Below are 25,331 nucleotides of genomic sequence, written 5' to 3' on the forward strand. Positions count from 1 at the left end.
ATTCTCTTCTGGCAGCCCTTCGCGGGTACCTTTTGGTTATTACGGCCTTAGAAAAAGCGTTTCTTCTGTTACTAACTTTTGCCAAAACTGCGTGCGCTCTTGAGCTCGGATAACTGACTTTCGTAAGTCGATGCGAATTCATCACCAAACAGACGCCGGTAGCACGCTTCTGGATCGCTCACCAGCTGCCGGTACATCTCTACGAAATTGTCCCAATTGCGCGCCCCTTTACTGGAAAAGACACCGCCCTGGGCACCATTGCGTCGCTCTATACTCTCGGGGCTGAAAAAGCGCAGCATTGCATCGTATCCGGCACGCATCCCGGCGAGCACCGCTACCTGGTGATCCGATAGATCGTCGAAACTGTCACGCACCGCTTCCACGGGCTGCAGGAATGCGCCATTGCCCGCAAACATCGCGGCCAGTGCATCACCCGCACTGGCACTGAACTTGAGTGGATTATTGGCTTCTGTCTGGATCATGGTGCGCTGTACACGCAGTTCATTTTTGATACTGGTCCTTGCACGCAACAGGTCGATCAGGCGCGATACCGTTTCTTCGATAATCTCTGCGGATTGCTGGTCCAGGTGCTCGAGCTGCTCGGCGCTCAAATTAAGACCGAGCTTTTCCACCAGCTTGCTTCCACGGACGGCGCCTTGCGGCTGCGGCTGCGGCTGCGAAGCCTGCGATGGCGCCGGCACAGGCGCAAACTGCTGGGAAGCTCCCGCGAATCCACCAGCTGCCGGCGGTGCGGCAACAGCAGGGGCCACTGGTGGCTCCATCGCAGGTGTCGCCGGCGCATCAAAACCCGGCGCACCCTGTACCTGCTCGCTTACCAGTGCCGAGAGAGAATCAGCGAAGGGATTGTTCGCTGCGGGAGCCGGGGCGGCCGACTCCGGCGTAATGGAGGGCTGCGGGGTCTCCGGTGCGGTACCGAAAGATTGATGTTGCTCGACTCCTCCCATGGGGTTCGCATGTGCGGGCGCTACCGGGGGTGCTTGCACCGGGGCCACATCGGGAACCAATCCGCTCGGTGGCGCTGCGGGAGGGTTTTGCGGCGTGGCCTGCGCAGGCTGCTGTATGGAAAACTGCATCGCGTGATTGTGCGCGGGAGCGTGATCCTCCGAGCTGCCCTCTTTCCACCAGGCATCATCATCTCCCCACTGATCACCCGAGCCTGCGGCCGGCGCACTGCCAGGGAAAGCACCGAGGGGATCTGCGGCGAGACCGCCCGCACCAGAAGCATTCAACATCTCCAGCGGATCACTGGGCGCATCCTGACCGAGAAAGCCATCCATCGAATCACCGGAGTTTCCACCGGTCAGATATCCCCATTCACCACTTGGATTACCATTACCACCCGTGCTGGTGCCCGGGCTTGACCTGGTATTACCCGCCGCGGGTTCCAGCCAACTATCGAGCTGTTTGGCCTCCTGAGCGGTTTGCATTTTTGCCGCAGCCGCGGGGCTGAATGTGGTCCGATCCGCACTATCAAGGAAGTCAGCGCCACCAAGGCCATCGGGCAACCCCGCGTCGGCCTTGTCCTGCCGAATACTCACTTTCAGCTGGTAATCACCCAGGGTAATTGCATCGCCATCGTTCAGGGCAATACGGTTCCCCTTGCCCAATGGGTCGCCAGACTGGTTGTGATAGGTTCCATTGGTACTCTGATCCACCAGATAGAACTGGTTGTCTGCAAACTGTATCTCCCCATGGCGCGAAGAAACCACACGCTGTGGATCGGGCAGCACCCAGTCGTTGCTGTCGGCACGCCCAAAGCTGCCTCCGGCGCTACTGAACAATTTGGTGTGCTTGATCATGTTGGCGCCTTCCGGGTCGGCAACCACAGATAGCATTAAATCCATGACGTTCAACTCCAAGGCCCGCTGAGCGGGGTTCCGGCAAGGGACTGTAGTTTTGGCAACAGGATTTCATCCCGGCCCTGCACTGAGCGCAGGGTAGAAAGTCCGGCAGACTGAAAACGCGCCGCGCCTGTATCTGTCATCAGCGCTTCCGCACAGGGGGTCATCCACTGCCCCTGGGGCAGGCGCCGCAAGTGCAGGGGAAGATCCGAGTAGATGTCAGAAGCGACGGCACCGGGCTGGCCGCGGGTGACAAATTCGCTGCACAGGGACAGCGCCAGCAGATAGGCACCGTTGCCCCACAGATAGTACTGATGCCCCAGCTCCGGGGTGAGTTCTTCAAATTTGAAAGTCTCGGTACGGGCGGTGTCCGCGCCGTAAGGCAGGCGCAACATGAATCGGGGCGCGGCCAGCGCCACATGTGCGCAGGCATCGTATTCGCGCACGGCCTGCCAGCTGCTGGCAAACTCTTCTGACAGCGGATAGTGCCAGTCGTCGGGATCCATGGAGCCTGCGAGACTTGCACAACCGGCGAGGCGACTGTCGCCACCCATCACCAAAGCGCTGCCTGCCGCCTGGGCGATGGTGGCCAGGTCGATCAGCATGTGCAGATCCCGCTCTTCATCCTCGATAAAGAAATCTCCCAGGATCAGGTTGTAGGGCATTCCCCCCGCCACCGCCTCGCGTGCGACCAGGCGCTGGAATAACTGCGATTCTTCCAGGTCATCTTCCGCCTGGGCCAGGTCCGCCAGAATTTCTTCTTTGCTGATATCAATCAGGTGGAGCTCGAGGCCCGGATGATCTTCAAGACGGCGCAGCAGCAGATGCAGGCTTCTCCAGCTGGCTTCTATCTGGCGAAAATCACTGTGATGCATGATCTTGCGCATGGCTTCCGAGGCAGCCTGGGCAACCGCTTCCAGATATACGCTCTGGTTGGCATCGGGTTTTTGCTGCACATAAGGGGCAACGATGTCTTTGATCAGTTGATCGATTTGCCCCGTGGCACTGGACTGGTATTCCTCCTGGTATGTCTGCCCGGAGAGAATGGCATCCAGCATTGAGCGCGCTGACAGTCCACCTGCCGCACTGGGCGAAGGTGTATCCAGTGCCGCAAGCTCCGGTCGCCACTGTTGAATTTCATCGGCGGCACGGGAAAAGTCCGCTGGTGTCAGCAGCTGCTTTTCCAGCTCGATAAATTTCTTGAACAGCGGCACCCGCTGATACAGATAATCCGGGTGCAGGTCGTCGAACTCCAGCAGATGCAATGGCTGATCCATCAGCGGAAGGCGGATGCTTACCTGTAACTGCTCGAACAGCAGTTCAAAATTGTCCTTGCGCAATCGATGCGCGCTACGCGTGGCAATACTGCCCGAATCACATTGCTTACAACTGCCGCGTCCACTGAAGTCACCCAGTATCGCAACCTTTAATTTGGCACCATGGTGCAAAGTGGAGCCGTGATCGCCCTCACTGTGCTCGCCAAAAATCGTTCCCGAGGTGTTTAACGCCGCCCTGCTCATACGCCGGTATCCATAGTCACTGCTTTTCCTTCCCCGGTGGCACGTCCCACCTCTTCTGACTTTTCTTTTAGCGGCGGCATCAACTCTGCATTCACGGCCGGAGCGCTATCGGCACGAGCGGTAACCGGAGTATCTGCGGTGCTATTGCGCTTGCTATTTTTCCGCGGCCTACCCCGCTTCAGAGGTCGCACCCGCTGGTTAGCGATCTGTTCGATCTTGTCTTTGAACACGTCGCCTCCGAGTATCTGCCCCAGCTTGATGGTTTCGGCAATGTACTCGAGCAGCCGTCGATCGAAGCGATAGCGGAAAAGTTTGCGATAGGCCTCGGCACGCTGCTGTGGAGACTCTCCCAGCTCATGGTAAAGACGGTGATCGGTAATTACGTCACTTTCTTCATTGCTTGCGTGATGATTGAAGCTAGACCACTGATAAGCACCCAGGGAATCTGCCAACCCGAGGTACAGGGGCCGCAACTCCACATAGCGATAGCAGGTAAGAAGGTACGCATCGGAATCAATCAGGCTGGACTTGTAGCGCCCCGCCCAGAGCGTACCGGAACGTTTGTACTTGTGATTTACGAACTGCACGTAGCGCCGACCCAACGATTGCATCATCGACGAAATACCGTCGGGCACTCGCGGGGTAGCAATGATCTGGACCATATTCGGCAACAATACGTAGGCGTGCACCTCGACCCGATACTGGTCTGCTGCATTGCGCAGGCTGGTCAGATAGAACTGATAATCTTCCTCACCATAAAAACAGGGCAGGTTGTTGTGGCCTACCTGAACGATATGCTGGGGAATATCAATCAGATTGAGTCTCGGGAGACGGGGCATCTTGCCGATAATTCCTTTTAATTTGCACAATCGTACCAATTGCGCATCCGTTACTGGGTAAGGGTTGGCATTATTGCAAATCCACTAAAAAAAATTCAAACGTTACTCGTTAGCAAGTTAACATTAAGTGATTACATTTATGGAATTTCGCTCGCGAGCAGAACGGAATCTCGTTTTTACGGACAGGTCATGGAGTAATGACAGACATGGAGCCCATCAGGCTGGCTGTCAACGGACGCACCGATATCGGCCAGGTGCGAGAGGAAAATGAAGACAGCATCCGCTGCCACAGTAGCGATGAACACCCCTTTGCCTATGTCGTCGTCGCAGACGGCATGGGCGGATACAGTGGCGGCGCTATGGCGAGCGGTATTGCAGCCGACACCCTTCAGGCCCAGCTCGAAGACCTGCTCAACTCGACTTTTCTCTCCTGCTCCCCTCAGCAAAAACAGCTGATGCTGCGCGCAGCCCTGGTGGACGCCATTGGTGTTGCCAATCGGAAAATTCTCGAAAAGAAAGAGACCCATCCGCAGTTCTCCCATATGGGAACCACTCTGGTCACCGCTGTAATCTGGCAGGATTTTCTGGTGGTGGCGCATATCGGTGATTCTCGCGCCTACCTGTGGAACAACTACGGCCTGCAGCCATTGACCAAGGACCACAGCGTGGTCCAGGAGATGATCGATTCCGGGCAATTGACTCCAGAACAGGCACTATCGTCCCAAGTGCGCAATCATATTACCCGCGCACTGGGTGTTTCCGATAAAGTGGAAGCCACCATCAACAGCTGGACACTGAAGGAGAGCGCGCTACTTCTACTGTGTAGTGACGGCCTGACGGAATACCTGAGTGACCACGCCATAGAACGCGTCATGGCGACCTATCGTCCTGCACTGGAATGTGTGTACCACTTTATCGATGATGCGAACCAGCGCGGTGGGCGCGATAATATCAGCGCGGGAATTATCGAATTCTGTAATCGTACGGATGCGGTTGTTGAATTCTCCGGGGACCCGATAACGCTAAAACCGAAGCAAAAAGAAGATATCACTGTCAGAAAGACACAGCGCTGAGCGCCCTTGCCTCAAGCTTCGGCCCACTACGTATTAAATGAGCAAACCAAATGACACCGGAAAGTCTGGTCGGTTTTATTCCCTCTGTTCTCGCTGACATCGCTCCGCCGCGACAGCCCGGATCGCCCGGCGATGTTTTTGGCATATGCCGGTGGCTGCGCACCCCCAAAACCGGAACGGCAGTACCAACTGAAGTAAAAAACCCGCTGTGGCCGAATGCACCAGCTATCAGACCGACTGATTACAGCCTGGCAAACTTTTTCAGCCCGGCTATTTTTCATCTTCCCGATACCACACCAATCCAGTTCTGCAATTATCCGGGCACCAACTTTCGCGGGGAGCTCCTGCCAACAATTTGCCAGAGCACTTCCGTTTGTGGTCATGTGATTGCAACCAATGGAGAGGTCGCTTTTTCACGCACTGATTTTGTTCTGCCGGGGCCGTTCAGATTTTCCTGGCAGCGCTTTTACCGGCAGAGTGCCGATGACAATCAGGGGCTAGGTAACGGATGGCGGCATACCCTCAGCGAGCACCTGCAACTGCCGGAGAACGGCAGCGACAGTAATAACAAGGTCATACTGAACACTGCCGAAGGTCGCAGCATCGCTTTTGACCTCCCTGCTATCGGACACGGTAGTTTCAATCGTAGCGAGCGACTTTGCCTGCTTCGCCAGAGTCTGCACAGCTTCCGTATTTCCGCATTCGATCAGCCTGATAAAATTTTTCGTGCAGATGGTGCCGGTCGCAATGTGCCACTGAGCGAGATCAGGGATGCCTTTGGCAACACGCTGACGATCGATTATCAGGACGGACGACCACACAAGATCGTGACATCCTGGGGACGCACCCTCGACTTTGTTTACCGGGAAGGTGTTCTCCAGGGAATTACCGATTTGCCCGGAAATGCAGATCATGCGCCTTTGTGCCGTTACCAGTTTGACGAAGGGCAGCGACTATGCACTGCCACCAGCAGTTACAGTCCCGCCAAAAATTGCGCACCAAGCAGTACTGAAAACTACGGCTATCAGGGGGATCAACTCTGCGAGTTACACGGCGCAGATGCTGGCCACCTCACATTTACCTATGATCGTATAGATCGCTGTCACCTGCTCGGAGTGGATCAACAGCAACACCAGTTGCGCTGGTCCGCCGGTCGACGCACGTGCACACTTGCAAGTGACGATCAGCACGATATCCAGTGGCAGTTTGACACTCTCGGTAATGCCATCTGCCGCCGACAAAGTGGGCGTGAAACCCGCCGGCGCTACGATCACTACCGCAACCTGTGCCTGCAAGTGGACAGCGCTGGATCAGACACCGTATTTCGTCATGACGAGTTTGGCAGGATGGTGCGCCGTACCTGCCACGGGGTAGACCAACATTATATTTACGATGTTCAGGGTCGATTGCAGGCTGCCGGTGTAAGCAGCTCCGACGGCCCCACTGCCATCTGGAAATTTTCCTATCAGGATCACCCGCTGCCTGCACAGGTGATCGACCCAGCGGGTAACCACTGGCACTGCGACTACGATGAAAAGGGCCAGCTGCGACAGTTGAAAGACCCGGAAGAGGGATGCGTGAACCTGCACTGGGACGCACAGTCGCAACTGCGGGAATTACAACGCGGTGACACGCAATATCACTGGCAGTATGACGAGCGCGGAAGGCCAACGGTATTTAGTGCCGGCGTAGCAGTCTCGTGCCGCTGGGAATACGATGCCGACGGCACCCTGTACGGCGCCACGCAGGGGACAAAAACCTATACCTTACGTTGCGATGACAACCACCGCCCCTGTGCTATCGAATGCGACGGAGAAACCCGACTCCAGTGGCAATACGACGAGCGCGGTCTGGTACGACACATCCGTTTTGCTGCGGGCCTATCCTGGGATTTGGATTACAATCCGCGCCGACAACTTACCGGTCTGCGCACCGGCGAATCGCATTTCCGCTGGCATTACGATGCGTTCGGCCAGCTGAGCCAGTTTTTTGGCGATGGGGATCATCAGCAGCGGGAATGGCAGTACGACCACAGTGGCCGCGTTACGGAATACCGCGACAGCGATAACCATTGGTATCTGGAGTACAACACCACCGGCACCCTGCATCAGATCCGCAACAATAACGGGCAGCAGTGCAGCTTCCATTTCGATATTCACGGACGCCTGCTTCAGGCGACAAATGACAGCTGCACCCTGCGCTACCGCTATGACCAGCGCGATTTATTGATCGCCGAACACCGTGACCTGCAACAGGACAACCGCCGCGAAAGCCTCAGTATCAACCACCAGTACGACAGCCGCGGGTGGCTGCGAAGCTCAAGTTCCGACAGCCTCAACGTCACCTACACCTTTGCCGCTTGCGGGGACCTCTACGGTATCGATGCCAATGGCAAGATGGTGCTGCGCTGCGAGCGACAGGAAAGCCAAGAGACGTGGAGCCTGGGCGAGCACGAGGTCGTCAAGCAATATGAAACCGGCCGCCTACAGGTAATCACACTGAACGGGCGGCACCAATTGCAAGCTCTGCAGCCCGCTCGCATACCATCCCTACCGGGACAGTTTGTGGTGCGCGCCGCCGACGGACAGACGCAACTCGACCCGCGTGGCAATGTGGTCGAAGAAGTTCGCCATGGCCAGCGCGAGGCGCCGCACTACCACTACCAGTACGACGGCTGGGGTCTCCTGCACAGTGCCGAATGCGGCGACTTCAAAACCTATTTTCACTACGATCCATTCGGGCGCCGGGTTGGCAAAATCAGTACTCACCGCCGCTCGCGGCGGCAACAGCGGGTATTCAGCCACTGGTCCGGCCTCAGCCTGTGGGGTGAAGTGACCCAGCGCGACGGACACCAGAGTAGCTGCCACTACCTCCACCACCCCACCAGGACAACACCGGTGGCACGCGCGCTCGATACTTCGGATAGCACCAGCGAATCAGATAGTGCGCTCAACCAGCTGCAGTACTATGTCACGGATGATTGCGGACGGTTACTGGCGCTGTTGGACGATGGTGGACAGAGCGAACCAATCTGGCAAAGGGATACATCAGAACCGGCAGCGAATGCAGTACGCAGCCCCGGTAGTTACCGCGGCCAGGAGGGTATCTTCGATGTGGAAACCCAGCTCGTATATCGCGCGTTCTGCTACTGGCACCCCACCGATGGACCCGGAGACAGCAGCCTCTCGCCGACTGTCCTCTCACCTGCCACCATTGCGCCCCTGGATATTGGCCAGGGCCGCTTGATGGCCCTGCACCGGGACACAAGGGCCGCCCGGAGCTCGAGTGCGGATCTGGCCCCAAATACGGAATCCCTCACCGACCAGAGCCTTTGACTTCAGCGCACCGCGGATCCTAGTCGACGATTCCGTACCCCCTATAAAACTGGCACCCCGTCACACAACTGGTCCGCACCAGTCGGGGTGCCACAAGTTTTGACGCCCCATTCCCCAACCGTGCCGACAAACTCCTTTAGCATGGCAACGCCAAGACAGCGCTGTCATTTATGCTGCATGGACCGCACTGCCTTTGCCCCGAAAACATAATCAACAATAAATCTGAGGAAATCTGTCATGAATCACACCACCGTGTTTTCGCGAACGCTAGCCCTGTTCACACTGTGCACCCTTTCCGGTATCGATGCCCACGCCCATGGCACCATGGAAGTGCCGGAAAGCCGTATTTACAACTGCTTCCTGAACAATCCGGAAAACCCATCCGACCCCGCCTGTGCCGCGGCCAAGACTATCGGCGGCACGCAACAGTTCTATGACTGGAACGAGATCAATCAGGCCAATGCCGCCGGTGACCACCGCGCACTGATCCCGGATGGCCAACTGTGTTCGGGGGGACGCAGCAAATATGCTGGTATGGACCTGGCACGCAGTGATTGGCAGGCAACGCCGATCACCCCCAAAGCGGATGGCACCTTCGATTTTACTTTTTGGGCAACTGCGCCCCATTCGACCAATGAATGGGTTTTCTACATTACCCGCTCGGGCTATACCGGTGACGAGCCCCTGAAATGGGGAGACCTGTTTGAATTCTGCCGCCTGGGTAATGTACCGGTGGGCGCGGACAAGCGTTACACCCTGAATTGTCCCCTGCCGCAGCTGACCGGCAAACATGTGATCTACACCACCTGGCAGCGATCCGACAGCCCGGAAGCGTTTTATACCTGTACCGATGTGATTCTCGGAGACGGCAGTCCCAGCATGTGGGCCGACGAAGGGGCTTTGCAGGCATATTCTGACCTCGCGGCGGGCAGTGAGGTCCGCCTGCGGCTGTTCAATAGCAGCGGCAATGACCTCGAAACCATCACCCTGCAGATAGACCAGGATGCCACCGCCGATGCCTGGGCCCTCGCCTTCGCCAATACCGTCAATTCCCAGTCCCAGTACGCACGCATCGGTATTCTCAACCCGTCCAGCGACACCATTACACCGGTGCAAAGTGCATCGGAAAACCGCGTGTATACCCAGGCGGATTTGAACCTGAACCATGAAGTGGATATCCAGCCAGCAGATACAAACCGGGCCCCCATAGCAGTAATCAGCACCACTCCTGACAGCGTAATCGGCGCGGGCACGGTCAATCTGTCGGCAGCCGATTCCAGCGATCCCGACGGCGATACACTCAGCTACCACTGGCAGGTGGTCAGTGGCAACGGCGCCGCCCTCAGCGCGGTTGGCGAACAGGATGTGGTACTGGACCTGAGTGCACCTGCCGCGACCCAGGATGTGGTGGTAGAGCTCACCGTATCTGACGATCAAGCCAGTGCCAGCAGCAATGTAAGCATCACCCACACACCGGAGTCCTCCGGGGGTAATGACTACGATCACGTTTACCCGGAGGGTATTGGTAGCTATACACCGGGGCAAACCGTTGTACTGGGTAGTGATGGTATACGCTATCAGTGCCGCCCTTTTCCCGAGGGCCAGTGGTGCAATATCAACAGCCCCTATCACTATGCGCCGGGCACCGGCAGCAATTGGGGAGATGCCTGGATCAGACTGTAATAGCCTCGTGAAATTAGGCTCGAAACGAAATCGCCCGGCATTTGCCGGGCGATTCCCATTCAGGCCATGAAGGTTCCCTCAGGTCGTAATCGCCTGGGGAGACTGCCGCAACGTCAATGCAAACAGCAACGCAGCACCCGCACCACAAATGGCGATTGCGGCCACCAAAATCAGCGGCGAACCATCGAACACCGCGCTCACGATACCAATGGCTGCCACTCCAAGCATCATCTGCATGGTGCCACCGAGCGCGGCGGCGGTACCGGCAATAGGTCCGTGATCATCCAGCGACAGAACCATGGTGGTCGGCACAACAAGGCCGAGAAAAGAATTTCCCAGTAACAGCAATCCCACCAGCACCACAAAGTTATCCACACCGGCGAGGTTTACCAGCAGGTTGGCTGCCGCACTCAGGGAAAAGCCGATCACCGCCCATTTCACTACCGCGACACCGCCAAAGCGCTCACACAGGTTGGCGGCAAACTGGCTGGCCAGGAAAAAGCCCAGGGCGTTGAGTGCAAATGCCAGACTGAACTGGGTCGGAGTCAGCCCATAATGGTCTGTATACAAGAACGCAGCAATGGACAGGAAGGAGAAAAAACTCGCCATCCCCATGCCGCCAATCAGTGTCATTCCCATGAAGTAGGCGTCCCGGAATAGCACCCTGAAAGCATCCAGCATGGCGGAAACTTTCAGCGGTACTCTTTCGGCGACGGGCAGGGTTTCCGGCAGAGCGAAGCGAATCAATAGCAGGCTGGCCACAGTTGCCATGGCGACCGCATAGAACACCGATGGCCAGCCGAAAGGCGCCATCAACAGGCTGCCAACCAGCGGTGCCAGCATCGGTGAAATAGAGATTACCAGCATTACCGTGGTCATCAGGCGCGTGGCCTCGGTTCCGGTATAGCGGTCGCGGATAATCGCCCGTGGAATCGACATTACCGAGGCCGCCCCGACCCCCTGCACAAAACGCAGGGCGATCAGCCACTCGATGGTGGGTGCCAGGGCACAGCCGATGGAAGCCAGCAGGAAAATTCCCAGGCCAAAATACAGCGGTGGCTTGCGCCCGAACATATCCGCAGCCGGGCCGTAAAACAGCTGGCAGACACCAAACGCCACGAAAAAAGACACCAGGGTGTACTGGGACATGGCCGTGGGCACGCCGTAGTCTTCCGCCATTGCAGGCATGGCTGGCAGGTACATATCGATGGCAAAGGGACCGACGCAACTGAGTAGGCCTAGCATCAGGGCCATCTTGATCAATTCGGGTTTCATGGGCTCTCGTATCTCGGCTGGCAATAGCCAGTAGAAGGTAGAAGGTACCGCCGGACCGCACTGCCCGAACATGCCCCGATTCTAACAGTACTCGGCTGCAGTCCAAGGGGGCGTAAAATCCTGACTTCCACGAATCACAGGGTCACAACTACAATAACCCGCAAGTCATTATTTTTCGTTGAAGTCTCCATGCCAGATCCCTTTGAAATCGCCGGCGTCGAAGTTCCCCGTGGCGAAACCCGCAAAATCGAACTGCCTATCGTGCGCCTGTATACCGATACCGAAATGGCGATCCCAGTTTATGTTCATCGCGGTAAAAAGGCCGGTCCCACCATGTTTGTGTGCGCCGCCATTCACGGAGATGAATTGAACGGGGTGGAAATCATCAGTCGCCTGATCAATAGCAAGGCCTTGAAGTCTCTGCGCGGCACTCTGATCGCCGTTCCGGTGGTGAATGTTTACGGCGTGTTGCAGCAGTCCCGCTATCTGCCCGATCGTCGCGACCTCAACCGCTCTTTCCCCGGTTCCGCCCGCGGCTCTCTGGCGGCACGTATGGCCCATGTATTTCTCGAAGAAGTCGTCGCCAAATGCGACTACGGTATCGACCTGCACACCGGCGCCCTCCACCGCAGCAATCTGCCGCAGATACGCGCCAACCTCGACGACAGTGAAACCCGGGAAATCGCCAGTGCCTTCGGTGTACCGGTACTGCTCAACGCCACTCTGCGCGACGGTTCCCTGCGCCAGGCCGCCGCAGACCTCGGCGTGCGTATATTGCTGTACGAGGCCGGGGAGGCCCTGCGCTTCGACGAGCTGTGCATCCGCGCAGGCGTACGCGGTGTATTGAATGTACTGAGAAAATTGCAGATGCTGCCGCCGAAAAAGGGGCGTCAGGGCATCGAACCCTTCGTAGCGCGACGCAGTGGCTGGTTGCGCGCCGGTGACAGCGGCATCGTTAATCACAAAAAACAGTTGGGGGATCATGTAAAGAAAGGCGACATCCTCGCCACCATCGCCGATCTCTACGGTAACGAACTGGATACAGTGCTGGCGGATGCCGACGGCATCATTATCGGCAAGCAGAATATCCCGCTGGTACAGGAAGGTGAAGCGATGTACCACGTGGCGTATTTTCAGGAACCCAATGAGGTACTCGAAAACCTGGAACTATTGCAGGATACGCTGTTGCCCGAGGAAAATTTCTGACACCGGGCAGCATTGCTTTGGAACGGAAAATTTTTCGGGAAGGGAAGGATTCGGGAGAGAGCTTTCCGCAGTGTCGACGACATATCCGTCGCCGACACCGGTACAAGAAAGCAAGATTACTCGATTCAATTTTTGCGTAACAGGTCCAGTACTTCTTTACTCGGGAATCCCTGCAACTCAACCCCGGCCTCTTCCTCAAACTTGAGAATGGCCTTGCGAGTGCCACCACCGGCCTTGCCATCGATTTCACCGTCGTAGAAGCCTTTCTCTTTCAGTTTGGTCTGCAGCTCGATGACCTCATCGTGATCCAGTTTGGTAAACGGACGCTTCCAGTCTTTGGTAAGCGGTTCGGCGCCGCCAATCTGATCGGCAAGAATGCCCACGGCCGCCGCGTAGCGATCCGAGTTGTTGTAACGCTTGATCACAAAGAAGTTCTTCAGCATCAGGAATGCCGGCCCCTTGCGGCCTGCCGGGACCTTCAGCTCGGCGATATCGTCCGGACGCGGAAACTTCTGGCCGCGCACGCGTTTTACCCCGAGTTTTTCCCACTCGGAAATCTTCAACTTGCCCGCCGGCAGCTTGTGATCTGGAATCGTCACCTCGTAGCCCCAGGTCTGCCCCGAGACCCAGCCATTTTTCTTCAACAGGTTTGCCGCTGTCGCCAGCGCATCGGGTACCGAATTCCAGATATCCCGCTTGCCATCGCCATCCATATCCACGGCATAGGCCTGGTAACTGGTGGGGATAAACTGGGTGTGCCCCATGGCACCGGCCCAGGATCCGGTCAGGTGGCTCTCATCGATATCACCACTTTGCAGGATCTTCAGCGCCGCCAGCAACTGGCTGCGGCCAAACTTTTTGCGCTTGGGATCCGCATAAGCCAGGGTCGCCAGGGACCGTACCACACTGCGCATTACCGTCTGGTTATCCAGGATTGCGCCGAAGCTCGATTCCATCGACCAGATAGCCAGCAGGATATTCGGGTTCACTCCCGACTGTTTCTGGATTTTGTCCAGCCACGGTTTCAATTCCTGCTTCTTGGCGCGACCTCGCTGTACCGCATACTTGGTAATACGATTGTCGAAATACTGCCAAGCCGGCGCCTTGAATTCCGGCTGGAAACTGGCTTTATCCAGCACCCACTGATCGGGAGAGTCGATGCCCTTGAATGCGCGATCGAAGGTCTCGGCGGTGATGCCCTCCTTCATCGCAGTCTTGCGGAATTCCTTTTTCCATTTTTCAAAACCGGGATCCGCAGCGGCACTGGCGAAAGCCGGTATGACCAGTAGTGGCAGGACACATAAAAAAGAAACTAGAACGGAAAGAAAACCGGTGCGACGCGCCGGCAGAAAGGCAACCTGGCCCATAACGACTCCTTGGCAGTAACAGCTCGCTCAAGGGTAGAACGGATGACAGGTAACGGAAAGGGAGGATTGACGCCAGTCACTCAGGCTGTGACCGGCACGACACTCTTTTCAACCAAGCCGAAGCCGGGAGTTGGCCCGGCGCGACTCAGTTCGCCGGGGGGATCACGTAAAACAGAATGGCAAAGAAGTGCAGCGCACCACCGGCCAGCACAAACAGGTGCCAGATGGCGTGGTGAAACCGCAGGCTGCGCCACAGATAAAAACCGATGCCACCGGTATAACACAGACCACCCAGTACCAGCAGCCAGAGACCGCCCGGCGCGAGGTTATCCATCAACGGCTTGATCGCGGCAATCACCACCCAGCCCATCAATGCGCTAAGGGTAATCGACAGCGCGCGGATTTTCTTCAGCGGGGTGAACTGAATAATCAGCCCAAGCAAAGCCAGCCCCCAGATAACACCAAAGATGGACCAGCCCCAGGGACCGCGCAGGGTAACCAGGGTAAACGGGGTATAGGTACCCGCGATCAGCAGGAAAATTGCCGAGTGGTCCAGCGTGCGCAGTACCTGCTTGGCGGAAGCGTGGGTGATGCTGTGATAGAGCGTGGAAGAGGCAAAACACAGGATCAGGGTAGCCGCGTAAATACTGCTACTGACAATATGCCAAACGTCGCCGCGTAGCGCGGCAAATCCGCACAGCACACCAAGGCCGGCGATAGCGAGCAATGCGCCCACACCGTGCGTGATGCTGTTGGCGAGTTCTTCCGCCAAGCTGTATCGGCTGCCGACACCGGCGGACAGGCTACTGGACATAGTGGTTCCCCGATCTGCACACCAGTGCCAGTATGGCAGAGGATTGTGACCGTAAATTGAATAACAGTCTCATGATCGAGGTTTAGGTGCCGCGAGGCAAGCACTGTCCGGGACCAGAGAGTACTGGAATCCCGGACCGCGCTCAGATAGGAGGGAGGTCAGACGCTGGGGCTGTGGATACCCATTTCGCACAGGGCGGAAGATTCGCGCACGATGGTCTGCACGCGATCCGGACCGGTAGAAATGATATCGATGGGCGCGCCCACCAGCTCTTCGATACGGGCAATGTAATCGCGCGCAGCCTGTGGCAGCTCGGCTTCGCGGCGCACGCCGAAGGTGGTCTCACTCCAGCCTGGCATGGATTCATACACTGGCTGCACACCTTCCCAGCCCGCGGCATCAAACGGCACCGGCACTTCTTCGCCCGCACTGTTGCGGTAACCGACACAGATCTTCACTTCTTCCAGGCCGTCCAGTACATCCAGCTTGGTCAGGCACAGGCCGGAAATACTGTTGATGCGGATCGCGTGGCGTACGGCAACGGCATCGAACCAGCCGGTGCGGCGCTGGCGACCGGTAGTGGCACCGAACTCGTGGCCCTTCTCACCCAGGTGACGGCCCACGTCGCAGCCCAGCTCAGTCGGGAAAGGTCCGCTGCCCACGCGAGTGGTGTAGGCCTTGGTGATGCCTAGCACGTAGTCCAGGTAAAGCGGGCCGAAACCGGAACCGGTGGCGGTACCGCCAGCGGTGGTATTGGAGGAGGTAACGAACGGGTAGGTGCCATGGTCGATATCCAGCAGGGAACCCTGGGCACCTTCAAACAGGATGTGTTCGCCGTTCTCACGCGCCTTGTGCAGCATGTCTGCCACATCAGCGATCATCGGTACCAGGTCGTCGCGCCAGTTTTCCGCCAGCTTGAGGGTCTCCTCATAACTTACCGGATCAACCTTGTAGTATTCGGTCAGCGCGAAGTTGTGGTACTCCAGCAGCTCTTTCAACTGTGCGCAGAAGTTGTCCCAGTTGCACAGATCGCCGAGACGCAGACCGCGACGGGCCACTTTGTCTTCATACGCCGGGCCGATACCGCGACCGGTGGTACCGATTGCCTTGGCGCCGCGGGCTTTCTCGCGCGCCTGGTCCAGAGCCACGTGTACCGGCAGGATCAGCGGACAGGCCGGGGACAGGCGCAGGCGCTTGCGCACCGGAACACCGGCGGCCTCGAGCTCGCCCATCTCTTTCTGCAGGGCTTCCGGGGACAGCACCACGCCGTTGCCGATCAGGCAGGTCACATCGGGGCGCAGTACACCGGAGGGAATCAGGTGCAGGACGGTTTTCTCACCGTTGATCACCAGCGTGTGGCCGGCGTTGTGACCGCCCTGAAAGCGGACTACCAGCGCGACTTTTTCGGTCAGCAGATCGACGATCTTGCCTTTGCCTTCATCGCCCCACTGGGTGCCCAGCACCACTACATTCTTGCCCATGTGCGTAAATCTCGTGTCGTCAGTTCAGTAGACGGGCGGAAAGAAATGTCGGCCGCGCCCGTCGTGCGGCCTCAAATTCGGTTCAACTGGCACGGGGCCAATTGCCAAGCTTAGGGTTCAAGCGCGTGGCTTCACCACCCAGGTTGCCCCCTCCTGCACCAGCTCGCGGTCACAGCGGGACAGGGTTTCACTGTCGTCGCTGCCAGCGTCGGTCATCAGGGTAATTACCACCTCGCCCCCGGCACGCAGGGACTCGACGGTCTGCCACAGCTGTTCACAGTCGCTGGCCGGTGCGAGGATAGCACCGGCTTCACTGTGGCCATTGCCACCCAGCGCGTTGATCGCCGCCAGGTCAGTACTGAAACCTGTGGCCGCACGGTCGCGCCCGAATACGGCACCGATCCCGTTATAGCGACCACCGTTGGCCAGGGCCTGGCCGTGGCCGGGAGAGTAAGCGGCAAATACCAGCCCGGTTTCGTAGTCGTAACCGCGCATTTCGCCGAGATCAAAGAACAGCGCCACCTGTGGGTAACGGCGCGCGACGGCGTCGGCCACCTGCTGCAACTCTTCCAGTGCGCCCTTCAAGGCTTCAGGACCATTGGCAAAAACTTCCCGCGCGCGCGCCAGGCACTCGGTGCCCCCGGCCAGTCGCGGCAAGGTGCGCAGCCAGTTGGCCGCGTCCGCCGAGGCGATGTTTTCATCCACCCAGCGTTCGATATCCGCTACCGCCTTGCTCTGCAGCAGCGCGATCAGGTCGCTCTTCTGCTCCTCGTCGAGACCGGCGGCCTGCGCCAGGCTGCGGAAGATGGCCACATGACCGAGATCCAGGTGGATTTCGCGGATGCCGGCAGTGCGCAGGGTCTCGATCATCAGGCTGATGACCTCGATATCCCCCTGCAGACTCTCGACACCGTATAGTTCTGCACCGATCTGAATCGGCGCACGGGGTCCCATGGGCGCCCGGGGTCGGGTGTACAGCACCTGCCCCGCATAGCAGAGGCGGTTGGCGCCGCTGCGGGGAAAGCTGTGAGAGTCGATACGCGCCGCCTGCGGTGTGATATCCGCGCGGATAGCCAGGCTGCGACCAGACAACTGGTCGGTCACTCGAAAAGTGCTCAGGTCCACGTCCCGCCCCATGCCAATCAGCAGGGAATCGGTAAATTCCACCATCGGCGGAATGATCAGCTCATACCCCCAGCGATGATAGAGGTCCAGCAAATCTCTGCGCAGGGTTTCCACCCGTTTGGCGTCTGCGGGCAAAATCTCAGCGATGCCATCCGGTAGCATCCAGCGTTCGGCTTGGGTCATGGTGTGGGCGTTCGACAGTTAACAGTGCGGCACTGGGCCGATTTGAACCTCTGTGATCACGCTGACGACGTGCCGCCGATCAGCATTAGCAGGGCTGTGCCGACGAGCATGGATACCAGCCCCGCCGTGCGCAGGCTGCGATTATCCACAGATGCCAGCTGCTGCACCAGTGCGCGCCAGCGGCGCGGGTATAGAAAAGGCAAAATACCTTCAATGATCAGTACCAGGCCGATAGCCCGGGCCAGCTCTTCCCACACCTTGGTAGCTCCAGTCAGCATTTCGCTTTCGGGTTCAACAACAGGGATTCAACAAATCGGGCCGGCACAAAAAAACCGGGCGCCGGCCCGGTTTTGGGGATTTTACCACTATTTGGCGGGAGTGTGGCCACAATCCGGGGTGCCAAGACCACTCCCCTGCCGCCAGCACCGCCTTTGGAGCGGCGCCGGGGCTGGCATCACTTGCCAGACGGATCCTTCAGGTAGCGGAAGAACTCGCTGTCAGGCTCAACCAGCAGCATGTCGCTCTTGTTCTTGAAGGACTCCTTGTACGCAGTCAGGCTGCGGGAGAAACGATAGAACTCCGGGTCTTTACTGTAGGCCTCGGCATAGATTTTGGCCGCCTCGGCATCACCGGCACCGCGTACCTCTTCCGCCTTGCGGTAGGCCTCGGACTCAATCACCACTTTCTCGCGATCTGCATTGGCGCGGATACGCTCACTCGCCTCCTGACCTTTCGCACGGTGATCCCGCGCTTCCAGCTCACGACCGGCGCGCATACGCTGGAATACCGATTCGGAAACCTCCGGCGGCAGGTCAATGCGCTTTACCCGCACGTCGACAATTTCCACACCCAGGTCCTTGCGCGCGGTCTCGTTCAGGTTCGTGGTGATCTCGGCCATCAGCTCGTCGCGCTGGCCGCTCACCACTTCGTGCAGGTCGCGCACACCAAACTGGTTACGCAGACGGTTATTGATCTGCTCTGCCAGCAGGCGCACCGCATTACGCTCGTCACCGCGGGTAGCCACGTAAAAGCGGCCCACATCAAAAATGCGGTACTTCGCGTACGAGTCCACCATCATGAACTTGTTTTCGCTGTTCAGCATGCGGACTGGCTGCGAGTCGACAGTCTGGATACGGGCGTCAAACTTGCGCAGCTCATGCACCAGCGGGATCTTGAAGTAGAGCCCGGGACCGTAATCCGTGCGTACTACCTCACCGAAGCGCACCAGTACCGCTTTCTCGGTCTCCTTGACCACGAAAGCACTTCCGGACAACACCAGCAGGCCGACCAGTATCAGCGCGATGATAAAAAGTGATTTGTTGTTGTTCATTGCAACCCCCTTTTAACGCACTTCGCGGTTGCGACGATTGTTGTTAACTTCCGTGCGCAACTGGTTGATCACCCGCTGGGAAATCTCGTCGATCACCTGCGGGGAAATCTGCGGGCGCTGACTGGCACTTGCGGCGCTGCCCTCGGCCAGCTTATCCAGTGGCAGGTACATCATGTTGTTACCGCCTTCCACGTCCACCATCACTTTGGAGGTGTTGCTCATCACTTCCTGCACCGCATCCAGGTACATACGCTCGCGGGTAACTTCCGGTGCGCGCTCGAACTCGGACAGCAGGGCGGTGAATCGCGCCGCCTCACCGCGGGCACTTTCCACCACACGGGATTTGTAGGCTTCCGCCTCTTCAATCATCCGCTGGGCCTGACCGCGGGCGACCGGTATCACCTGGTTAGAATAAGCCTGGGCTTCGTTCTGCAGACGCACTTCATCTTCACGGGCGCGTACTACATCATCGAATGCGTCCTGCACTTCGCGCGGCGCCTTGGCGTCGGTGAGGTTGACCACGTCAACGCGAATACCGGTCTGGTACAGATCGAGGTATTCCTGCAGGCGTACCTGGGTATCCGCGGATACCTGGGTACGATTCTGGGAGATCACGCCGTTCAGCGTCTGCGAACCGACCACGTGGCGCAGGGCACTGTCCGTGGCTTCCTGCAGGCTCTTCAGGGGATCGCGCACGCGTAACACGAAGGACTCGGCGTCGTCGATATGCCACTGCACCTGCAGCACCACATCCACGATACTCGCATCTTCGGTCAGCATCTGGCCGGTGGTGCGCTCGGTACGCACCTCCGTCATGTTCACCTTGGTGACGTGATCCACCAGCGGCGGATTCCAGTGCAGACCGGAGGTTTCGGTGCTGTGGTATTTACCCAGCCGCAGCACCACGGCGGATTCGTTCGCGTCCACCTGATAGAAGCCCCACAGGCCGTAGACCACCGCCAGTACGATCATCACCAGCGACCACGGGAAGCTGCCACCGCCGGGACGTCCGTCCGCAGAGCCGGAGGGCTTGCCGCCAAACAGGCCATTCAGTTTTTGCTGCATCTTGCGCAGCAGCTCGTCGAGATCGGGCGGGCCGTCATTGTTGCGATTGCCGCCACCCCAGGGATCTTTGTTGTTACCACCCGGTTCGTTCCAGGCCATTTATTTACTCCAACTCATTCAACTTATTAATCGTTAGCTGTCGCGAAATTCTAGCATTTCACTGACCAGGCAGTATGCCTATCGACGGCGATTGCTCAGTCGACTTCCCAATCTTCAGGTTTTGGTTCTGCGTCGGGATCTTCCGGCAACCACTGCGGCGGGTTGCCCACATCCCGGAACTGCGCCATCAGGCGCTGCAGCTCTGAACGCGGCAACAGCACCTTGAGTTCAATGTCACCATTGTCGCGATAATCCTCACCCTGCACGGCATTACCTTCAAACAGCTGCGCGCGCAGGCGGGCATGTTGCGGCGGTATCACCAGTGCGCCGCTCACCATCTGCTGGCCGAGACGCTCAGCAACGGCTTCCACCAGCAGGTCACAACCAGCACCGGTGGCCGCCGACAGCCATACGGCGCGCGGCACACCCTGGTCGTCCCGATCGATACGCGGCTCGGCGTCGGCCAGTAGATCCAGTTTGTTGTACACCAGCAGATGGGGCAAATCCGCCGCGCCAATTTCCTCGAGTACCGTCTGCACCTCTTCAATAAGGTGCAGGCGATTTTCTGCCGCGGCATCCACCACATGCAATAACAGGGTGGCGTTAGCCGCCTCTTCCAGGGTGGCGCGAAACGCCTCAACCAGGCGATGCGGCAGATGGGATACGAATCCCACGGTATCCGCCAGAATCATCGCCCCGACGTTCGGCAGCTCTACCCGCCGCATAGTGGGGTCCAGGGTCGCGAACAGCTGATCGCGCACATAGACCTCAGCACTGGAAATACGATTGAAAAGGGTCGACTTGCCGGCGTTGGTATAGCCCACCAGTGACACTGTAGCCACTTCCGCCCGCGAGCGGGCGCGGCGCCCCTGCTCCCGTTGACGACGCACCTTGTCGAGGCGCTTTTCGATGGAGTCGATACGAGCCCGCAGCAACCGGCGGTCGGTCTCGAGCTGGGTTTCACCCGGACCGCGCAGGCCAATACCGCCTTTCTGACGCTCCAGGTGGGTCCAGCCACGCACCAGGCGCGTGGACATGTGACGCAACTGCGCCAGCTCGACCTGCAACTTACCCTCATGGGTACGCGCACGCTGGGCGAAGATATCCAGAATCAACCCGGTGCGATCCAGCACCCGACACTTGAGCTCCCGCTCAATATTGCGCTCCTGGCTGGGCGACAGGGTATGGTCGAAAATCACCAGCTCTGCACCGTGCTTTTTTACGGTTTCCTGGATTTCTTCCAACTTGCCGCGACCGACAAATGTCTTGGGATCAGGGGTGGCGCGCTGGCCGAAGATAAATGCCACCGGGTCAGCACCTGCGGACAGTGCCAGCTCTTCGAATTCCCGCGGGTCGTCGGGGCTGTCGATGGCGGAAAGCTCCAGGTGGACCAGGACGGCCAGTTCACCGGATTCCGGGCGATCAAAAAACAAGGATTATTCTCTTGGGCTCTATCAATGCGCCAGTGTTCTGACGCCGAACAACAGACGCCCCGGACGGGCCGGGGCGCTGTGAGTAACTACTTTTTATACAACGGCTTGCCGCGCGCCCCATAAAAGCCCCGAGTGCGCAGATGTAAAGCGCGCGCAGAGCCTGCTGAAACACAGCGGCAGAATCAAACTCAGCCGAAAGTATCGCGCTCACCGCCCTCAGGAGCTGCGCCTTCACCACCCTGTGCAGCCGGATTCATCAGCGGCACACGTACGGCGCGGGACGGGACAACAGTGGAAATTGCGTGTTTGTAGACCATCTGGCTCACAGTGTTTTTCAGCAACACTACGAACTGGTCGAAGGATTCGATCTGGCCCTGCAGTTTGATGCCGTTCACCAGATAGATGGAAACCGGGATACGTTCTTTACGCAGAACATTAAGGTAAGGGTCTTGTAAGCTGTGCCCTTTTGACATCTTTTTTCTCCTTGCCAAAAGATAAGTCGCCAGATGACGCACGATCGCGCCCGCGAAACCCGCGGACTAAGAAACGGCCATGGTGATGCGGCGTATAAAATGAGCCAAAAGTAACCAGGCTCTTGTGAATAACTGACTGAACTGGGACGGATACACCGGCCCACTCACGTTATGGCTGCTGTACCGAGAAATTTCAAGGCCTCAACCAACATTTCATCGATTTTGCGGACTTTGCCGCCAGGTTCCTGTGCGTGGATAGGCGTCAGGTCCGGCCAGCGGCGTAGCCAGGTAAGCTGGCGCTTGGCCAGCTGGCGGGTGGCGGCGATTCCCGCGGCCACCATCTGATCGTAATCGGAATCGCCCTCGAGGTAGTCCCATACCTGACGGTATCCCACCGCGCGGATCGCCGGCAGGTCACAGTGCAGATCACCGCGCGCGCGCAGAGCTTTCACTTCCTCAATAAAGCCATTATCCAGCATTCGCTGGAAACGCTGCGCGATACGTTCGTGCAATATGGCCCGATCGCGGGGCACTATGGCCAGCTGACAGATTTCGTAGTGTGTATGCAGCGACTCACTCTGCTGCTCAGCGCGCAGCTGAGTCATCGTCTTCCCAGTAAGGTGGTATACCTCCAGTGCCCGCTCAATACGCACGGAATGATTCGGGTGCAGTTCAGTGGCGAGTTCGGGATCCACTTTTGCCAGCTCCGCGTGCAGCGCGGGCCAGCCCTGTTCGGCCGCACGCGCTTCGGTCTGCGCACGCCATTCCGGGTCGGCCTCGGGCATCTCTGCCATGCCCTGCAATAGAGCCTTGAAATAGAGCATGGTTCCGCCAACCAGCAACGGAATTTTGCCGCGCGCAGTGATTTCCTGCATTGCGCTCAGCGCGTCCTCGCGAAAGCGGCCAGCGGAGTAGCTCTCGGAGGGGTCACAGATGTCGATCAGGCGATGGGGATAACGGGCAAGCTCTTCCGGTGAAGGTTTGGCGGAGCCGATATCCAGCCCTCGATACACCAGTGCGGAATCAACACTGATCAGCTCCACCGGCAGGTGGTCACTGATCGCCATAGCCAAATCCGTTTTGCCGGAGGCTGTGGGGCCCATCAAGAAAATCGCGCGGGGCCGTTTTTTTCCGGGGGCACCGGGACTACTCATTCTACTGACCACGCATAAACCACTTATCCATATCTGCCAGTTTAACCTGCGTCCAGGTGGGTCGGCCGTGATTACACTGACCGCTGCGTTCGGTGCGCTCCATATCCCGCAGTAGCGCGTTCATTTCCGGGATTGTCAGCTTGCGATTGGCGCGTACGGAACCGTGGCAGGCCATGGTGGAGAGAATCTCGTTAATCTTGTTGCCGATACGGTCGCTGCTCCCCTCCGCCAACAGGTCGGAAAGGACATCCCGTACCAGCTGCTCGACCGGCGCACTGTGCAACATGCTCGGAACCTGCCGCACCATCAGGGTTTCGGGTCCACCGCGCTGCAACACAAAACCGAGAGCCGTAAACACTTCCTCACGCTCCTCGAAGCAGTCCGCTTCCCCCTCGCTCACCGCGAGACTCACCGGCACTAGCAACGGCTGCGCCTGGATTCCACCAGCGGCATGAGCGGCCTTCATCTGTTCGTACACAATCCGCTCGTGGGCTGCGTGCATGTCCACCACCACCATGCCGTGCTGATTCTGGGACAGGATATAAATCCCATGCAGCTGGGCGATGGCAAATCCCAGCGGCGGCGTTTCCTCGTCAGAGGCCGCGGGGATCGACTGCGCCCACGAGCCCTGGGCGCCTGTCGCTACCGCAGGCGCTTCCTGTACGCCACCGCCATAGGGTTTGTGCAGTTCGCCATATCCCTGCATCTGCTGCTGCAGGCGCTCGGGAGAGCTGCGTTCGCCGTACATGGACGATGAGAATCCACCCCCTGACGGCGATGTCGGCGCCTGGGGTGCTACCTGGGACAGGGGCATGCGCTCCTGACCGGCAAATTCACCGGCACTGACACCAGACACCTGCGGTGCCACTTCTTCATTCTCGTCTTTCTGTCCCGGGCGCACATCCGCCAAAGCGCGATGTAGGGAGCCGAACAGGAAATCGTGTACCAGACGGCTATCGCGGAAGCGCACTTCGTGTTTGGTGGGGTGCACGTTCACGTCCACCGAGGCCGGGTCCAGCTCCAGGTAAAGTACAAACGCGGGATGTCGACCGTGATACAGAACGTCGGCAAAGGCGCGACGCACTGCGTGGCTTACCACTCGATCGCGGATGGCACGTCCATTGACGTAGAAAAACTGCAGGTCTGCCTGGGACCGGGAGAAGGCGGGTTCCGCCACCCACCCCCACAGGCGCAGGCCACTGCGCTCCATTTCTATGTGCAAGGCATTCTGCATAAATGCCGGCCCGCACAACTGGGCGACACGCCGTTCCTTTTCTGCACGACTGGTGCCGCCGCGCAGGTTGTGCACACCCTTGCCGTTGTGACGCAGGCTGATGGAGACATCGAAACGCGATAGGGCGAGCCGCTTGATGGTGTCGTCGACGCGGTTGAATTCAGTTTTTTCTGTGCGCAAAAATTTTCGCCGCGCGGGGGTGTTGAAGAACAGGTCACGCACTTCCACGGTGGTGCCGCGGGGATGCGCTGCAGGCGCGAGCTGGGTTTCCATTTCTCGCCCCTCGGCGGATACGACCCAGCCTTTGCCGGTTTCGTCGCGGCTGCTGGTAAGCGTGAGCCGTGCCACGGAGGAGATACTGGCGAGGGCCTCACCGCGAAAGCCGAGGGTGGCTACCGCTTCGAGGTCTTCCAGTGCGTGGATTTTCGAGGTGGCATGTCGGGCCAACGCCAGGTGCAGGTCTTCTTTTTCGATGCCCTTGCCGTTGTCACGCACCATGATGCGCTTGGTGCCACCCGCATCCAGGTCCACTTCCAGCCGTGTTGCACCCGCGTCGAGACTGTTTTCCAGCAACTCTTTGATTACGGATGCTGGCCGCTCGACCACTTCACCGGCGGCGATCTGGTTGGCGAGTCTTGGGGATAGTAACTGGATATTTTCAGGCATTGGGATCTTGGTGTTTGGCGTTACCCCGCTGCCACATACTTCGGGGTTCTTTTAGAGTCAGTGGCGCCGGCGCACCGAGATGTTGTTTCTGGAACCGCTGTAAACCCATCCCTG

The 25,331-nt window shown here is 58.4% G+C and carries 19 protein-coding genes; 4 read left to right on the forward strand and 15 right to left on the reverse strand.

The features are described 5' to 3' along the window. Positions 1–71 precede the first annotated feature (71 nt). The 3 genes from tagH to B4U49_RS14765 are packed head-to-tail and all read right to left on the reverse strand — an operon-like array spanning position 72 to position 4,221. Entirely contained in the window at positions 72–1,865 is a 1,794-nt protein-coding gene (tagH, locus tag B4U49_RS14755) for a type VI secretion system-associated FHA domain protein TagH (protein WP_078085373.1), read from the reverse strand. 5 nt (positions 1,866–1,870) lie between these two features. Then, the gene (locus B4U49_RS14760; RefSeq protein WP_078085374.1) at positions 1,871–3,382 is read right to left on the reverse strand and encodes a type VI secretion system contractile sheath domain-containing protein; all 1,512 of its coding nucleotides are present in this window, start codon (positions 3,380–3,382) and stop codon (positions 1,871–1,873) included. Further along, positions 3,379–4,221 (reverse strand): transposase, encoded by an 843-nt coding sequence (locus B4U49_RS14765; RefSeq protein ID WP_239692654.1) that lies wholly within the window; start codon positions 4,219–4,221, stop codon positions 3,379–3,381. Before B4U49_RS14765 ends, B4U49_RS14760 begins: the two co-directional genes overlap by 4 nt. Positions 4,222–4,418: 197 nt before the next feature. On the opposite strand from B4U49_RS14765, the gene B4U49_RS14770 reads away from it, so the two are divergent. The 3 genes from B4U49_RS14770 (at position 4,419) to B4U49_RS14780 (ending at position 10,312) form a co-directional block, all read left to right on the forward strand. Then, on the forward strand, positions 4,419–5,294 hold the full coding sequence (locus B4U49_RS14770) for a Stp1/IreP family PP2C-type Ser/Thr phosphatase (protein WP_239692655.1): 876 nt from the start codon (positions 4,419–4,421) through the stop codon (positions 5,292–5,294). A gap of 383 nt (positions 5,295–5,677) precedes the next feature. Next, positions 5,678–8,629: a DUF6531 domain-containing protein gene (locus B4U49_RS14775; protein WP_143735686.1), complete on the forward strand. Its 2,952-nt coding sequence runs from the start codon at positions 5,678–5,680 to the stop codon at positions 8,627–8,629. Positions 8,630–8,866: 237 nt separating this feature from the next. Beyond that, the gene (locus tag B4U49_RS14780; protein WP_078085376.1) at positions 8,867–10,312 is read left to right on the forward strand and encodes a lytic polysaccharide monooxygenase; all 1,446 of its coding nucleotides are present in this window, start codon (positions 8,867–8,869) and stop codon (positions 10,310–10,312) included. A 78-nt stretch (positions 10,313–10,390) separates the two neighbouring features. Here B4U49_RS14780 and B4U49_RS14785 read toward each other — a convergent pair whose 3' ends face one another. Further along, positions 10,391–11,587, reverse strand: coding sequence for a multidrug effflux MFS transporter (locus tag B4U49_RS14785; RefSeq protein ID WP_078085377.1), 1,197 nt, complete (start codon positions 11,585–11,587; stop codon positions 10,391–10,393). A gap of 189 nt (positions 11,588–11,776) precedes the next feature. On the opposite strand from B4U49_RS14785, the gene B4U49_RS14790 reads away from it, so the two are divergent. Further along, the gene (locus B4U49_RS14790; RefSeq protein ID WP_078085378.1) at positions 11,777–12,793 is read left to right on the forward strand and encodes a succinylglutamate desuccinylase/aspartoacylase family protein; all 1,017 of its coding nucleotides are present in this window, start codon (positions 11,777–11,779) and stop codon (positions 12,791–12,793) included. Between the two features lie 125 nt (positions 12,794–12,918). Here B4U49_RS14790 and B4U49_RS14795 read toward each other — a convergent pair whose 3' ends face one another. The 11 genes from B4U49_RS14795 to mutL all read right to left on the reverse strand — a co-directional run bounded on the left by B4U49_RS14795 (position 12,919) and on the right by mutL (position 25,217). Continuing rightward, the gene (locus B4U49_RS14795) at positions 12,919–14,160 is read right to left on the reverse strand and encodes a lytic murein transglycosylase (protein ID WP_078085379.1); all 1,242 of its coding nucleotides are present in this window, start codon (positions 14,158–14,160) and stop codon (positions 12,919–12,921) included. Between the two features lie 145 nt (positions 14,161–14,305). Continuing rightward, positions 14,306–14,974 (reverse strand): PAQR family membrane homeostasis protein TrhA, encoded by a 669-nt coding sequence (gene trhA, locus B4U49_RS14800; RefSeq protein ID WP_078085380.1) that lies wholly within the window; start codon positions 14,972–14,974, stop codon positions 14,306–14,308. 158 nt (positions 14,975–15,132) lie between these two features. Continuing rightward, positions 15,133–16,455, reverse strand: a complete 1,323-nt coding sequence (locus B4U49_RS14805; RefSeq protein ID WP_078085381.1) for an adenylosuccinate synthase — start codon at positions 16,453–16,455, stop codon at positions 15,133–15,135. A gap of 117 nt (positions 16,456–16,572) precedes the next feature. Then, on the reverse strand, positions 16,573–17,763 hold the full coding sequence (locus B4U49_RS14810) for an ATP phosphoribosyltransferase regulatory subunit (protein ID WP_078085382.1): 1,191 nt from the start codon (positions 17,761–17,763) through the stop codon (positions 16,573–16,575). 56 nt (positions 17,764–17,819) lie between these two features. Further along, on the reverse strand, positions 17,820–18,020 hold the full coding sequence (locus tag B4U49_RS14815) for a DUF2065 domain-containing protein (protein ID WP_078085390.1): 201 nt from the start codon (positions 18,018–18,020) through the stop codon (positions 17,820–17,822). A 197-nt stretch (positions 18,021–18,217) separates the two neighbouring features. Next, the gene (gene hflC, locus B4U49_RS14820) at positions 18,218–19,093 is read right to left on the reverse strand and encodes a protease modulator HflC (RefSeq protein WP_078085383.1); all 876 of its coding nucleotides are present in this window, start codon (positions 19,091–19,093) and stop codon (positions 18,218–18,220) included. Between the two features lie 12 nt (positions 19,094–19,105). Further along, a complete protein-coding gene (gene hflK / locus B4U49_RS14825; RefSeq protein ID WP_078085384.1) occupies positions 19,106–20,257 on the reverse strand; it encodes an FtsH protease activity modulator HflK in 1,152 nt (383 codons plus the stop codon). Between the two features lie 95 nt (positions 20,258–20,352). Beyond that, entirely contained in the window at positions 20,353–21,690 is a 1,338-nt protein-coding gene (hflX, locus tag B4U49_RS14830; RefSeq protein WP_078085385.1) for a ribosome rescue GTPase HflX, read from the reverse strand. A gap of 188 nt (positions 21,691–21,878) precedes the next feature. Beyond that, positions 21,879–22,163: an RNA chaperone Hfq gene (hfq, locus tag B4U49_RS14835; RefSeq protein WP_078085386.1), complete on the reverse strand. Its 285-nt coding sequence runs from the start codon at positions 22,161–22,163 to the stop codon at positions 21,879–21,881. Between the two features lie 164 nt (positions 22,164–22,327). Beyond that, complete coding sequence (gene miaA, locus B4U49_RS14840; protein WP_275078291.1) at positions 22,328–23,266, reverse strand: tRNA (adenosine(37)-N6)-dimethylallyltransferase MiaA; 939 nt, start codon at positions 23,264–23,266, stop codon at positions 22,328–22,330. Positions 23,267–23,318: 52 nt separating this feature from the next. Continuing rightward, the gene (gene mutL / locus B4U49_RS14845; protein ID WP_078085388.1) at positions 23,319–25,217 is read right to left on the reverse strand and encodes a DNA mismatch repair endonuclease MutL; all 1,899 of its coding nucleotides are present in this window, start codon (positions 25,215–25,217) and stop codon (positions 23,319–23,321) included. Positions 25,218–25,331: the final 114 nt, after the last annotated feature.

This window comes from Microbulbifer mangrovi (genome assembly GCF_002009015.1).
Taxonomy (GTDB): Bacteria; Pseudomonadota; Gammaproteobacteria; order Pseudomonadales; family Cellvibrionaceae; genus Microbulbifer; species Microbulbifer mangrovi.